The organism is Arthrobacter sp. zg-Y1116 (genome assembly GCF_024385485.1).
GTDB lineage: Bacteria > Actinomycetota > Actinomycetes > Actinomycetales > Micrococcaceae > Arthrobacter_B.
The window spans coordinates 137,770-149,751 of sequence record NZ_JANFLR010000005.1 but is presented as its reverse complement, the minus strand read 5'-3'; the positions used below and the strand labels follow the sequence as shown (position 1 = coordinate 149,751).

Here is an 11,982-nt window from a genome sequence, read left to right as displayed (position 1 = left end):
CAGCTAGATGCTGTATTCCGGCGCGGCCCAGACAACAACCTCGGGGTGCTCGTAGAAGCGGTACCCCTGCCCGCGGACCGTGCGGACGGTGTTGGCCAGCCGGCCCAGCTTGGAGCGCAGGCGCCGGATGTGGACGTCGATGGTGCGTTCGTTCGGTACCTCTTCGGCGTTGCGCCACAGGCCGGCCAAAAGCTCTTCACGCCCGACGGTCCTGCTGGCGTTCTCCACCAGGTAGTTCAGGAGCTCGAATTCCTTGAAGGTCAGGTTCAGCGTGTCCCCGTCGAGGTGCACCTCGCGGCGGGACAGGTCAATCAGGACTCCGGAGGGCCGGATAGCTGCCGGAACCGGGGGTGCCGGGACCTGCTGCGGGGCCGGCTGCCGCCGGACCGTGGGGTCCCCGAGCGCCTGCCGGACGACGTCGATGTCCGAGCCGACGGCTCCGGCAGGGGCAAGCGCCACGGCCGCATGGCTTTGGGCGCCGGGCACCAGGGTCTGCACGTAGGCCCTGATTTCCTGCGCCAGCTTGCTCAGTGACGTGCCGTTGGCCGCAGCGGTTTCTTCATCGAGGCCTACATAAATAACGAATCCACGGGCAGCCGTGTCATTGCTGACCGGCTGCGGCCCGGGAATACCGTTCGGAGTGACCACCGGCATGGGGGCGGTCATGGGGCTGGCATCCTGGCTCTGAACTGCACGGAGCGGACGGGCTCCGGTACCGCTGGAGGCCGGGATGCCATAGGACTGGTTCCCAAACGGCTGCGCGCCGTATGAGCCGGGGAAACCGCCGACGGCGGTCTGGCGCTGGGAACCTGATCCGGCGCGGTTCTGCGCGTTGCGCAGGGAGATGTGGACGTAACCGGATGCTACTGACATGTGGGACCTCATCGTGACTTGACGTCATCACGGCTCGATTGCTGGGGGTGTGCCCGGTCGAGACGGCGCCTATTATGCCCATAGTTGGGCCTGAGTCTTACCTCGGGATAGGGGTGGTTCCAGAGGTATGCATTCGACAACAACCAGTTTCCTTCGCGGCCCGGAGGCCACTCGGGAAGCCTGTGACTGCTGCTGCCGTGTTGGTGTTCACACTCCGGATTATTGCATGTCACAAAGGGATACATGCAAGTAACAAAGGGTCCGTTGTCTCACATAGTGGACGTTATGGGTCGTTTTGTGACGTAGTTCACAAAAAGACACAATGAATAGCTATGCATAAATATGTATAAGACCTAAATCTATTTCGCACCACTTCGCGGCACTGTTCGGCCATATCGAACGGCATTAAGAAAAAAGGCACCTACTCCGCAAGCAAGCTTACGAAGCAGGTGCCGTCAAGCATCGAAGCAATTGTCCACATAGTGGACAGGGTTCCGGAGCTTTTTCACTGGCGGAAGAGCCGCCGTCGCCGGCGGCCCTTCGGACGAGGTGGTTAGACGACGCCGTAAAGCCGGTCGCCGGCGTCGCCGAGGCCGGGAACAATGTAGGCGTTCTCATCGAGGCGCTCGTCGATCGAGGCGAGGACCACGGTGACGTTCGCGTCCTGGAGTTCCTCCTGGAGCACCGAGAGGCCTTCTGGGGCGGCCAGCAGGCAGATGCAGATGACTTCCGCGGCACCGCGCTGGAACATGAACTTGATGGCTTCGCGCAGGGTTCCGCCGGTGGCCAGCATCGGGTCCAGGACGAAGACCTGGCGGCCGGTGAGGTCATCCGGAAGACGCTCGGCGTAGGTGATGGCTTCCAGTGTTTCTTCATTCCGGGCCATACCCAGGAATCCGACCTCGGCCGTGGGGACCAGGCGGGTCATGCCTTCGAGCATGCCGAGGCCGGCACGCAGGATGGGAACCACCAGCGGGGTCGGCTTGACCAGGCCCGTGCCGACGGCGGAGGTGACGGGAGTCTCGATCGGAACCGGCTCCACGCGGACGGTTCGGGTGGCTTCATAGGCCAGCAGGGTGACCAGTTCTTCCGTCAGCTGACGGAAGATCGGTGACGGGGTGTCCTTGTCGCGGAGAACGGTGAGTTTGTGGGCAACGAGGGGATGATCCACTACAAGTACGCGCATGCTTCAAAACTACCATTGCGCCCTGCCTCTCTCCGCGTTCGCCCGTGCGCGCGTGAATGGGAGACGATGGCAGGCATGGAGTCCCTTTCCCGAACACACGAAACCTGGATGGACCTCGCCCTGGCCGAAGCCCGCAAGGCGCTGGAGACAGGCGACGTGCCGATCGGCGCCGTCGTACTGGCCCCCGACGGCGAGGTGCTGGGTACCGGGCGCAACGAGCGTGAGGCAACCGGGGACCCGACAGGCCACGCCGAGGTGCTGGCCATCCGGAAGGCGGCTGCCGCCGTCGGCGAATGGCGGCTGGAAGGCTGCACCCTGGTGGTGACGCTCGAACCGTGCGCCATGTGTGCCGGGGCGATTGTCCTGGCGCGGGTGCCGAAGGTGGTGTTCGGCGCCTGGGATGAGAAGGCCGGGGCCTCCGGTTCTGTGTTCGACATCCTGCGTGAGCGTCGCCTGAATCACTGGGTGGAGGTCTTTCCCGGTGTGCGCGAAGAGGAATCGGCACGCTTGCTGCGGGACTTCTTCGGCTCAAAGCGCAACTCCTAGCGTTCCGCCCGCTTCGGTTTGTACGTAGGCTTACTGATTCCGGAACGCGACAACTAAAGGAGTTTCCGTTATGGGATCAGAGCAGGACGGACGGGACACCGTCGTCAAGATTCTTGAAAAGGCTCGAATCGCCACGCTGACCACGGTGGACCTGCAGGGAAACCTGGTCAGCCGGCCGCTGCAGCTGCAGGAGGCGGACTCGGACGGCAACCTGTGGTTCTTTACTCCGGACCCCTCCCCCAAGGCCGACGAGGTCCGTGCGAACCCGCACGTGAACGTGGCCATCAGTGATTCCGAGGGCTTCCTGTCCATCAGCGGCACGGCCACTCTGACAAAGGATCAGGGCAAGATTTCCTCCCTGTGGAAAACCTCGGTGGAGGGCTGGTTCGAGCAGGGCCGCGAAGACCCGTCGGTGGCGCTGCTCAAGGTGGACTCGCATACCGCCGAATACTGGGCATCGGACGAACCGAAGATCGCCAGCCTGTTCAAGATCGGCAAGGCAGCAGCAACCGGCGGCACTCCCGATATCGGCAAGAACGACGTCGTCGACCTCTAGTTCCAACTGGGCGCCCAGGCCCTGGCGGGACTGCTTTTGGGTGTTGGGCCTTCCACCCGGTAAGGTTGACGCGTTGGTGACGTGTCCGAGCGGCCGAAGGTGCAACACTCGAAATGTTGTTTGGTGTAAAAGCCAACGTGGGTTCAAATCCCACCGTCACCGCCAGCGAAAACCCCCGGGAAACCGGGGGTTTTCTGCATTCTACGAGCCTTCGTGGTGCGTGTTTCAGGTGTACAGGAATCGCACGGCGTGAAAGAAGACCGGCGCCGCAAAGCAGAGCGAGTCCAGGCGGTCCATGATGCCGCCGTGCCCGGGGATGGTGGAGCCGAAGTCCTTGATGCCGCGGTCGCGCTTGATGGCAGACATCACCAGCCCTCCGGCGAAACCCATCACACAGGAGATGAATGCCAGGAGCGCGGCCATCAACGGGGTGAACGGTGTGACCCACCATAGGGCCGCCCCCAGCGCGGTAGCCGAAAGCACTCCCCCGATGAACCCTTCCCAAGTCTTGTTGGGACTCACGCTCGGCGCGATCGGGTGCTTCCCGAGCGTCTTGCCCCACACATACTGCAGCACATCGGAGCCCTGCACCACGATCAGCAGGAACAGGAGCAGATGCGCGCCGGTAGCCCCACCAGTCCCAGGCGCCGAGCCTTCGGCCGCATCCCGGCCTGCCTCCATGGCCAACGGAAGCTGCAGGAGCGCCGGGGCGTAACTGATGGCGTAGACGCATACCATCAGCGCCCACTGAATGGCTGCGGTTCGCTGCAGGAACCCGGTGGTCTGCCCGGCGAGTGCATTGCGCGCCGGCAGGAAGAGGAAGGCGTACACCGGGATGAACACACTGAACATGCCGTACCAGTGCTCCCACAGGAACCAGTAGTGCGCCGCGGGGATGATGAACACCAGCCACACGAGCACTTTGTGATCTCCGCGGCCGGTTGGGGAGATGGTGATGAACTCGCGCAGTGCCAGAAGTGACAGCAGCAGGAACAGCACAATCGTCACCGTCTCGCCGGCTGCCAGGACACCGCCTATCAGTGCGACCATCAACCACCAGGCGTTGATGCGCTGCTTCAGGTTCACGATGGTGCTCGTGGTGCCCAACCGGCGGCCCAGGAGCCACGCGATCACGGTGGCTAAAACCAGAACAAGGACGACGCCGCCGAGGAGTTTCAACGACGTCGAGTCCAGCAAACCCAGTTCCCAGTCGTTCACGGGTTGTCCTTCCGGGCCTGGCTACGAGGCTCCGAGCCGCCGTCGTCCTGTTTAGGGGTATCTGTGGATTGCGGCCCTTGGTGCTTAGCCAGGCCTTCCACGAGAACCTGCCGGGCGCGGGTCAGGAACGTCTGCCTGTCCTCATCGGGATCCAGGTGGAGGGGCTCGCAGAAGATGACAGTCGAGAGGTGCGGCACCGGGATCACCGCACCTTTGGGGAGGATCCGTCCGAGGTTGGCGAGCGTCACGGGGACCACAGGCACCTCGGGGTGGAGACGAGCCAGTTTGTACAGTCCGCCGTGGAACTGGGCGATCGTATCGCCGTCTCCGCGGGTGCCTTCAGGGAAGATAATCAGCGAACCACCGGCGGCCAGCACCTCACCCATGCCCTCCACCTGGCCCTTGGGGCTGACCCCCGAGTCCGACGTGCGTTGCCGGCGGCTGCTGGAGCCGTGGCGTTCGACCAAATAGGCGTTGAAGATCTGTTCGGCAAAAGCCTTACGCACCCCGGAGCCCCAGTAGTCCTTGGCTGCCACCGGGCGGGCGCGTTGCTGCAGCTCTGCCGGCAGCGCGGCCCAAATGGTGAGGAAGTCCAGGTGGCTTGAGTGGTTCGCGTAGTAGATGGCCTGCTCGGGCAGATCCAGCTCTCCGGCTGCAGCCACTACGCGCGCACCGGCGAAGGCACTGATAAGTTTCGCGAGGCTGCGCCGGGAGGCCCTGCCGACGTTCATGATGGCAAGTCCTTGCTGCGGGCACGCAGCGCAGCGCTGACACGGCGCAATCGGCGAATACAGGTGAGCAGGGAGCCTAACGCGATGAGCGCCAGCGTGCCGAACAGTGCCCATCCTTCCGACCAGGGAAGCCATGGTTCGGCGATGCCCACCAGGACGCCGATCATCAGCAGCCACATGCGGTGCGGTTTAGCCAAGGGCCCGTCAAAGAAGTTTCCCGTGCCGAGGGCTGCTCCGAGGCACCGGATGTAGGCGGTGAGTACGGCGAGTATCGCCGCAAGGAATCCCAGCGTCACCCCGAAATCAACTCGGTCGGCGGTCACCAGCCCGGCGGTGGCGATGCCGGCTGCCCCCAGGAACAGCACATCGGAGATCCGATCAGGCAGTTCATTGTAGATATCACCCACCGGTGAGCTCATACCCTTTTCCACGGCCAGCATTCCGTCGAGCATGTTCAACAACAAACGCAGCGGTATACAGGCAGCAGCCGCGGCCAGAAGGACAGCACGAATTATGGCGTCGTCGGTATGTGCCGACCAGATCAACGCAGCGGCGCCCACTGCAGCGAATACCACTGAACCGACGGAGATCTGATTGGGGGTGAGTTTCGCCGCCGCAAGAATATCCGCAGATTTAGCCGCCCATCGGCTGCTGCGCTGCGGAATTTCCCGCCTGTCCGTTCCTTGGCTCATGTAAAGTGTCCGTTCATTTGGCCCTTTGTCGTAGCTCATACGCTAATGCGAGCCGAGCGGCGGAAATGGCAGCAACCCGCGATCAATCCCGTGGTTCCACTTCACCATTCATTAGAGTGTAAGCATGAGGCGCAAATCACCCTCCAGGAACGCCCTGCGGGACCACGGAATCGCCGGCGCCTGGGGCTTCGCAGAAGCGACGTTCTTCTTTGTGGTCCCCGATGTGTGGACATCCTGGGTGGGGCTGCGCCGACCGAAACGCGCGCTCGGCACCACGGTCTCAGCCCTCGGCGGCGCAATGGCCGGAGGGGCAGTGACGTACTGGTGGGGCCGCAAGGTAGCCGCAAACACCTCGCGTAAGGCGTTGGTGAAAGTGCCGGCGGTCACGGATGCCATGATCAGCGAGGTGGAGCAGGAGATCGCCGAGTCGGGGGCCGCTTCTTTGCTGCGGGGCCCCACGCGTGGAATCCCGTACAAGCTCTACGCGCGGGCAGCCGGGCTGCAGCGGACCCCGCTGCTGACGTTTCTTGCCTGGAGCGTGCCCGGCCGGATGATCCGGTTCGTAGTGGTGACAGCGGCAGTATCCGGGATTGCTGCCCTGGGCCGCCGCAGGCTCCTTGGACTCTCTGAACGGAGCATCTCAACCGTCTTCTGGATCTGCTGGGGTGCGTTCTACGCGGTATTCATTCCGTTGAAGGCCCGTCGCGGGTCATCCCGCAATTAACCGGAACTTGATAGAGCGCGAATTGCGCTGGCTTTAAACTGAGAAGAACGCCTTAGGGCACAACAGGCTTTGACACCGTCTCCATCTAAGTCATCGCTGCATGCACTGCACTCTGATTTATAGCCGCTCGACGCAGGGCTAGAGGTTCGTCGTCATTTTGAGCAGGAGGTCTGGCACATTTCAAGGTCACCTCGAGGGATATTGAATAGGATTTTATCGGCGCGGTTGCAATCATGCTAAGAACGATTGTGCGAGTGTGTTGTGCATGAAGAACCCGCCGATCTATACGTCCGAACCAATGGCAACTCGTGCCCTCGCTGCAGAGATCCGTCAAGCACCTGAGAAGTTCATAGATCTTCTCGCGCGTCGCTGTGGAATTGTTGGGCTCAACCGTTTTCAAGGCGTGCGGTGTGAAGCCTCTGCCAGACTTGATCTGGAGCTCGAGTTCGCGATTCCTGAGTCTTTTATCGTGGGAATCGAGGCAAAGTTCGACCACGAGCTCACTCGGGACCAGGTCGACAGGCAGCTTCGCGTCGCCGATCACCTCGTGGTGCTCCTCCTCGGAGAAGAAGCAGCACCCTCCTGGCTCGTCAGCCTCGACCGCGTGCACGTCCTCACATGGGCCGAGGCACTCGCCTGTTTCGTCGATTCGCGACTCACGGTCGAGGACATCGCATCCATGCCGGTCCCGAAGTCCACAGTGGAATCCTGCTTCCGGGCGCAGCATCTGGACCAGCGCTTGCCCGAGGGCTGGCGGGTCGACGTGCGACGAGGAGGTGGCGGCATGCCGGCGGTCGAAATCGAGTCGCCAATCCTGCCCAACGGGCGGACACTGCGCGGGCAGATACAGGTAGCTGGCCGCGGAATGCCCCAGCCCGGCAAGCCGATCCTTGTCGAGTACAGCATCGGCGTTTCAGTGCCTGCTACCGCACAGGAGTATCCTGACCCAGAGCTTCCCCACCCCGAGCCCGGCTGGGTCGAGCCTCTACGGGCTCTCAACCGGGAGGTCCTTTGCGGTGAGGAGCAACGGCTGCTGGTGAGCACCCGCATGCCCGGCAAAGGTAACTCCGAATTCGGCAAGCGCAAGATTCCCCTCGCCAAGAAATACTTGCACGACACCCTGTGGCTGGCCAAGGGGTACACAGATGGATGGGCACTCGGCATTAAGTCGGTGAACCGACCGCTCGGAGAACTCGACGAAATCGCTTCGGCTACTGTGGAGATCTTCACCCGCTGGTATATGGCAGAGACCGAACGGCTGGCTGCCAGTACTCATGCCTTCGGGTGATTCACAACGTGCCCACGGTGGGCGCAGGATCAGCGCGTGAAAAAGCATGAAGCTCCGCGGTTAAAGACGTAGCCCGCAACCATCGCTGAGGCGAACGATAAATGCCCGGACGCAAAGCGTCCGGGCATTTATCGCTTTGCGGATTATCCGCAGGTGCGCAATTACTCGCGGTTCAGCTTGTCCTGAACCGTGCCGGCGACCGGCCGGTTTTCCTGTTGGACCCATCTCCACGACATGATCCCCACGAGCCCTGCCCTGCCCGACTTGCCTTCATCCGGATCCGCCGTTTACCCTAAATTTCGAGGCCCAGCAGTGCGCCCCGGAACTCCTATTTTTTTGGAATCCTGTGGACCACAAACTGCGCCTACTCGTTCGGCTCGATGCCGACCCTTCCTCCGCTGTCCTTGAAGCAACGGACTGCCTCGCGTCCGCCGGAGCGGCGAAGCCATGACTCTTTTCCGCTCCCGGCACGCTTCTGCCTTGTCCCTGTTGGACCTGCCGGCAGATCCCTTGGATGTCCAGGCGCTGGCCGCGCTGCCCCAGGGGACTTTGGAAGGCCTGACAGACCGTGTCTACCGGCAACTGGATTCCGAGCATCCTTCCGCCTACGCGCTGGAGTGGTACAGCGCATTGACCCACGAATGGGCGAGGCGGATGAGGTCCGGCGCCCGTCTGGAGGCTCCGGCCCACCATGGCGGGGCGGGGGATCACGAGGAACCGTGAGGCTCCTTGCCGGGCGTACCCTGCGCAGCGTCACCGACAAGCCGCGAGGACTGTCACCGCCTCGGCTTGGGTATTCGGCCTGCAAATTGTGTCCCGGAAAGCCTTTGTAGGATGAAGCATGGACACCAACGAACCACAGCCCACTATTGCCCAGCTGCGTGCACGCCAGACCGACCTCGTGCTCGCCCTGGCGACTGAGTCCCGCACCGACCGCCTGCAGCAGTACAGCGACGAACTGGAGTTCCTCATGAAGTACATCAAGGAGCGCGAAGAAGCCGAGGCCGCCGAAGCGGAAGCGCCCGCCGCTGCCTCAGCAGCCTCTCCCGCCGCGGACACCGCTCCCCGGGCCGACGGCGTCGAGCAGCGTGAAGACGGTGTGGTGATTGAACCGGGCTCCGATCTTGAGGCCGACGTCGACCGCGACAACCGCTAGCCGCTAGCCGCTAGCCCTCCGGGAGGGCTACCCCTCCCAGAAGCGCCGGACGACGTCGGCCATCTCCTTCGCCTGCCGCCGGCCAGCCGCCACGGAGGGACGGCGGGTGGAATCCAGCAGCATGTTGGTACCGAAAGCCTGCAAAGCCAGCGCGTCGGCTTCGATCAACAACGGCTTTCCGTCCTTCCGGATCGTTTTCAGCGCCTGCGGCAGGGTGGGGCCGAAGGGACTCTGCGGCGCCTCGAGGCCGCAGGAAACCACGAGTACCTTTCCAAAGCCGGCGGCGACGTCCGCATTGGTACCCGACCGCATACCGCCGTCCATGTAGACCCGCCCGTTGATGTGCACGGGCGGCCACACCGTCGGGACAGTGCAGCTGGCGGTGACCGCCAGGCCAAGGTCCACGCCGGAATCGCCGTCGAACACCTTGAAGCTGCCGTCTTCAGCGTCCACCACCGTGACGCCCAGTGCCTTCTCCGGCCAGGCCGGGAAGGGAACCAGTGAACGGATGCTGTTCACCCACGCTTCCTCGGTCAGCTGCGTGTCCGCTTTCAGTGCCAGCTGGCCCAGCCGTGCGCGGGCGGCCTTCTCTCCGCCGCCGCCGAAACCGGCCGCGCCCATGAGGTTCATGAACCGCTCGCCGTCGAATGCGTCCGGCTCCTGGTAATCCGGAGCACTGGCACCTTCCTCAGCAGTCTCCTGGGCGAGCGCCGCGGCCGGCACCTGCCCGAAGCGAAGCGCCGTTCCCACCACGGATCCGGCCGATGTACCGACAACGAGGTCCGCCTCGTTCAGGTCGATGCCCTGGTCCAGCAGTTCCGCCAGCAGGCCGATCTCCCAGGCGATCCCGGCAACTCCGCCGCCGCCCAACACCACCGCACGCGATTCCAACACGTTGTACCCTCCTGGCCTGCGCCGTCGAAGTGCCCTTCCATGTCCCCGCAGTGTAAGCCCGGCGCCCGCCCGGTTACCGGACCTCGGCGGTTCCGGGCTTGAATGGTTGCATGGCATTAAAAGTTCTGATGGTGGGCCGCAAGCACGAGGACTGGGTGGTTGACGGGATCCGCCGGTATGAAAAGCGGCTGAAGAAACCCTTCGACCTGACCTGGGTCCCCATTCCGCATTCGGCCCGCGAAGGCGACGCCGCCCGCAAGGAGGAGTCCGAGCGGCTGCTGGCGAAGGTCGGATCCGACTACGTGATCCTGCTGGACGAGCGGGGCAAGGCCATCACCTCGCCGACGCTGGCCCAGACGTTGCAGAGGCCGCTGGATTCCTCGCGCAACGTCACCCTGATCATCGGCGGGGCCTACGGCGTGGACCAGAGCGTCCACGACCGCGCCGACTTTGTCTGGTCCCTCTCACCCCTGGTGTTCCCACACCAACTGGTCCGGCTGATCCTCGCGGAGCAGGTGTACCGGGCCCAGGAGATCGCCGGCGGACGCCCCTACCACCACGAATAGGACAGGGGACGGCGGCGCCTGCCGCCCTGGCTCCGCGTGCGCCGGTTCTGCGGCTGCACGGTAAAGTAGGAGCAGTTTTTCAGCAGTCCGGCAGGCTCCGAGCCGCGGCCGGCGGGACCGGAAGGGAAGCATGCCCCAGCGCACCGATCCCTTCCGCCTGCTCCGCGCCGGCGTCGCCACTGCAGTCATTTTCGCGCTGGCCACGGGTGCGCACCTGGCCGGCGGCGGGATGCTCCCCGAACCGGTCCTCCTCTTTGCCCTGGCGGCCTTCACCCTGGCCGGAGTCAGTATTACCGCCGGGCGACGGTTCCGGCCCGGCAGCCTCTTCCTGGTCCTCGGCGCCGCGCAGCTCGGGCTGCACGAAGCCTTTGGCCTCCTGACCTCCGGCGTCCAATGCCTGCCCGGTGCTTCCTCCCACCACGGCGTTGCCGTGGTCTGTCCGGAGGCGGCGCCGCTGCCCGGGACCCAGGACGCCCTCTCCGGTCTCCACGCGCTCCAGCACGACGCCGGCCCCGCACTGTTCCTCGCGCACCTCGCCGCCGTGGCGCTGTCCGCGCTGCTGCTCGCGCGGGGCGAGGACGCCCTGCACGCCACGGCGGCCTGGCTGCGGCCGCTGTTCACGCCGCCGGCCCCGGTGACGTTCCGGCCCGTCCGGCCGCCGGCGATTTCCGGTCCCGCCGCCGGAACCCCGCGCGCCCGGTACTGCTCCGCGCGCCCGCTGCGCGGGCCGCCGTCGTACGCATTGGCCTAATTCCTTTTCCAGTATTTCCCGCCTCCAGCGCGGTTTTTTGGCAATGCGCCACCGAAAGGCTTTTCCATGCGTACCTCCTCCTCTGTCCTCCTTGCCGCCGGCGGCACCGCCGCTCTGATGGCGCTTGGCCTGGGCCCCGCGGCCGCCCATGTGCATGTCACCCCCGACACCACCGGCGCCGGCGAGTCCGCCCTGCTGACCTTCGACCTCTCGCACGGCTGCGAGGGCTCCCCGACCACGGCCCTGACCTTCACTCTCCCGGACGAACTGGCGGACGCCACCCCCACGGCCCACCCCGGCTGGGACATCAGGAAGGTCACCGAGGAGCTCGCGGAGCCGCGGACCCTGCCCAACGGCTCACAGGTCAGCTCGCGGACCAGCGAGATTATCTACACGGCCAGGGAACCGTTGGCCGACGGCATCCGGGACACGATTACCCTCGGCGTCGACCTGCCCGACGCCGAAGACACCACCCTGGCCTTCCCCGTGCTGCAAAGCTGTGAAAAGGGGGAAACGGACTGGTCCCAGGTCCCGGCCGCCGGCCAGTCCAGCCACGACCTCGACTCTCCGGCGCCTACGGTCACCATCACCGAAGCGGACGACGACGATGATCACGCCGCCGGCGATGAGCACGGCAGCACCTCCGGCACGCCGGAAAGCGCCGATGACCGGGATGACGACGTCGAGGCCGCCGAAGTTGCCGGCTACGTTGGCCTGGGTGCCGGGTTGCTGGGCCTTGCGGCAGGTGTCACTGCCCTGATCCGCACGCGCGGCCGCAGCCGGGCCTAGCCCGCGGACCTG

General features: G+C 64.5%; 15 protein-coding genes and 1 tRNA gene. 10 read left to right on the top strand and 6 right to left on the bottom strand.

Features of this window, described 5'->3' with window-relative positions; genetic code table 11:
• Window positions 1-3 precede the first annotated feature (3 nt).
• Window positions 4-873 (bottom strand): winged helix-turn-helix domain-containing protein, encoded by an 870-nt coding sequence (locus tag NNX34_RS15465; protein ID WP_255767416.1) that lies wholly within the window; start codon window positions 871-873, stop codon window positions 4-6.
• A 553-nt stretch (window positions 874-1,426) separates the two neighbouring features.
• Window positions 1,427-2,059, bottom strand: a complete 633-nt coding sequence (upp, locus tag NNX34_RS15460) for a uracil phosphoribosyltransferase (RefSeq protein WP_255767415.1) — start codon at window positions 2,057-2,059, stop codon at window positions 1,427-1,429.
• Between the two features lie 75 nt (window positions 2,060-2,134).
• On the opposite strand from upp, the gene tadA reads away from it, so the two are divergent.
• The 3 genes from tadA to NNX34_RS15445 all read left to right on the top strand — a co-directional run bounded on the left by tadA (window position 2,135) and on the right by NNX34_RS15445 (window position 3,326).
• Window positions 2,135-2,605: a tRNA adenosine(34) deaminase TadA gene (tadA, locus tag NNX34_RS15455; protein WP_255767414.1), complete on the top strand. Its 471-nt coding sequence runs from the start codon at window positions 2,135-2,137 to the stop codon at window positions 2,603-2,605.
• Between the two features lie 70 nt (window positions 2,606-2,675).
• Complete coding sequence (locus tag NNX34_RS15450) at window positions 2,676-3,161, top strand: pyridoxamine 5'-phosphate oxidase family protein (protein WP_255767413.1); 486 nt, start codon at window positions 2,676-2,678, stop codon at window positions 3,159-3,161.
• 75 nt (window positions 3,162-3,236) lie between these two features.
• Window positions 3,237-3,326 (top strand) — tRNA-Ser (locus NNX34_RS15445).
• 60 nt (window positions 3,327-3,386) lie between these two features.
• Here NNX34_RS15445 and NNX34_RS15440 read toward each other — a convergent pair.
• From NNX34_RS15440 to NNX34_RS15430, 3 genes are read right to left on the bottom strand one after another with little or no spacing between them, the layout of a single operon-like run.
• Complete coding sequence (locus tag NNX34_RS15440) at window positions 3,387-4,379, bottom strand: phosphatidate cytidylyltransferase (RefSeq protein WP_255767411.1); 993 nt, start codon at window positions 4,377-4,379, stop codon at window positions 3,387-3,389.
• Window positions 4,376-5,110: a 1-acyl-sn-glycerol-3-phosphate acyltransferase gene (locus NNX34_RS15435; RefSeq protein ID WP_255767410.1), complete on the bottom strand. Its 735-nt coding sequence runs from the start codon at window positions 5,108-5,110 to the stop codon at window positions 4,376-4,378. Before NNX34_RS15435 ends, NNX34_RS15440 begins: the two co-directional genes overlap by 4 nt.
• A complete protein-coding gene (locus NNX34_RS15430) occupies window positions 5,107-5,841 on the bottom strand; it encodes a CDP-alcohol phosphatidyltransferase family protein (RefSeq protein ID WP_255767409.1) in 735 nt (244 codons plus the stop codon). Before NNX34_RS15430 ends, NNX34_RS15435 begins: the two co-directional genes overlap by 4 nt.
• A gap of 85 nt (window positions 5,842-5,926) precedes the next feature.
• On the opposite strand from NNX34_RS15430, the gene NNX34_RS15425 reads away from it, so the two are divergent.
• The 4 genes from NNX34_RS15425 (at window position 5,927) to NNX34_RS15410 (ending at window position 8,970) form a co-directional block, all read left to right on the top strand.
• Window positions 5,927-6,526, top strand: coding sequence for a hypothetical protein (locus NNX34_RS15425; protein WP_255767408.1), 600 nt, complete (start codon window positions 5,927-5,929; stop codon window positions 6,524-6,526).
• A 265-nt stretch (window positions 6,527-6,791) separates the two neighbouring features.
• The gene (locus tag NNX34_RS15420) at window positions 6,792-7,814 is read left to right on the top strand and encodes a hypothetical protein (RefSeq protein WP_255767407.1); all 1,023 of its coding nucleotides are present in this window, start codon (window positions 6,792-6,794) and stop codon (window positions 7,812-7,814) included.
• Window positions 7,815-8,261: 447 nt separating this feature from the next.
• Complete coding sequence (locus NNX34_RS15415; protein WP_255767406.1) at window positions 8,262-8,537, top strand: hypothetical protein; 276 nt, start codon at window positions 8,262-8,264, stop codon at window positions 8,535-8,537.
• A 118-nt stretch (window positions 8,538-8,655) separates the two neighbouring features.
• Window positions 8,656-8,970 carry a hypothetical protein gene (locus NNX34_RS15410; RefSeq protein WP_255767405.1) on the top strand — a complete coding sequence of 105 codons (315 nt, stop codon included), beginning with the start codon at window positions 8,656-8,658 and terminating at the stop codon, window positions 8,968-8,970.
• A 27-nt stretch (window positions 8,971-8,997) separates the two neighbouring features.
• Here the strand turns inward: NNX34_RS15410 and NNX34_RS15405 are convergent, their stop codons facing one another.
• On the bottom strand, window positions 8,998-9,864 hold the full coding sequence (locus NNX34_RS15405; RefSeq protein ID WP_255767404.1) for a patatin-like phospholipase family protein: 867 nt from the start codon (window positions 9,862-9,864) through the stop codon (window positions 8,998-9,000).
• 110 nt (window positions 9,865-9,974) lie between these two features.
• On the opposite strand from NNX34_RS15405, the gene NNX34_RS15400 reads away from it, so the two are divergent.
• From NNX34_RS15400 to NNX34_RS15390, 3 genes are all read left to right on the top strand, one after another.
• Window positions 9,975-10,430, top strand: coding sequence for a 23S rRNA (pseudouridine(1915)-N(3))-methyltransferase RlmH (locus NNX34_RS15400; protein WP_255767403.1), 456 nt, complete (start codon window positions 9,975-9,977; stop codon window positions 10,428-10,430).
• A gap of 130 nt (window positions 10,431-10,560) precedes the next feature.
• Window positions 10,561-11,181, top strand: a complete 621-nt coding sequence (locus tag NNX34_RS15395) for a hypothetical protein (RefSeq protein ID WP_255767402.1) — start codon at window positions 10,561-10,563, stop codon at window positions 11,179-11,181.
• A 66-nt stretch (window positions 11,182-11,247) separates the two neighbouring features.
• Window positions 11,248-11,970, top strand: coding sequence for a YcnI family protein (locus tag NNX34_RS15390; RefSeq protein WP_255767401.1), 723 nt, complete (start codon window positions 11,248-11,250; stop codon window positions 11,968-11,970).
• Window positions 11,971-11,982: the final 12 nt, after the last annotated feature.

Excerpts from the sequence above, each read along its gene's own strand:
- NNX34_RS15465 (WP_255767416.1), bottom strand. The coding sequence starts at position 873 with ATGTCAGTAGCATCCGGTTACGTCCACATCTCCCTGCGCAACGCGCAG.
- NNX34_RS15395 (WP_255767402.1), top strand. The coding sequence starts at position 10,561 with ATGCCCCAGCGCACCGATCCCTTCCGCCTGCTCCGCGCCGGCGTCGCC.
- NNX34_RS15435 (WP_255767410.1), bottom strand. The coding sequence starts at position 5,110 with ATGAACGTCGGCAGGGCCTCCCGGCGCAGCCTCGCGAAACTTATCAGT.
- NNX34_RS15450 (WP_255767413.1), top strand. The coding sequence starts at position 2,676 with ATGGGATCAGAGCAGGACGGACGGGACACCGTCGTCAAGATTCTTGAA.
- NNX34_RS15410 (WP_255767405.1), top strand. The coding sequence starts at position 8,656 with ATGGACACCAACGAACCACAGCCCACTATTGCCCAGCTGCGTGCACGC.
- upp (WP_255767415.1), bottom strand. The coding sequence starts at position 2,059 with ATGCGCGTACTTGTAGTGGATCATCCCCTCGTTGCCCACAAACTCACC.
- NNX34_RS15390 (WP_255767401.1), top strand. The coding sequence starts at position 11,248 with ATGCGTACCTCCTCCTCTGTCCTCCTTGCCGCCGGCGGCACCGCCGCT.
- NNX34_RS15400 (WP_255767403.1), top strand. The coding sequence starts at position 9,975 with ATGGCATTAAAAGTTCTGATGGTGGGCCGCAAGCACGAGGACTGGGTG.
- NNX34_RS15425 (WP_255767408.1), top strand. The coding sequence starts at position 5,927 with ATGAGGCGCAAATCACCCTCCAGGAACGCCCTGCGGGACCACGGAATC.
- NNX34_RS15415 (WP_255767406.1), top strand. The coding sequence starts at position 8,262 with ATGACTCTTTTCCGCTCCCGGCACGCTTCTGCCTTGTCCCTGTTGGAC.
- NNX34_RS15420 (WP_255767407.1), top strand. The coding sequence starts at position 6,792 with ATGAAGAACCCGCCGATCTATACGTCCGAACCAATGGCAACTCGTGCC.
- tadA (WP_255767414.1), top strand. The coding sequence starts at position 2,135 with ATGGAGTCCCTTTCCCGAACACACGAAACCTGGATGGACCTCGCCCTG.
- NNX34_RS15430 (WP_255767409.1), bottom strand. The coding sequence starts at position 5,841 with ATGAGCTACGACAAAGGGCCAAATGAACGGACACTTTACATGAGCCAA.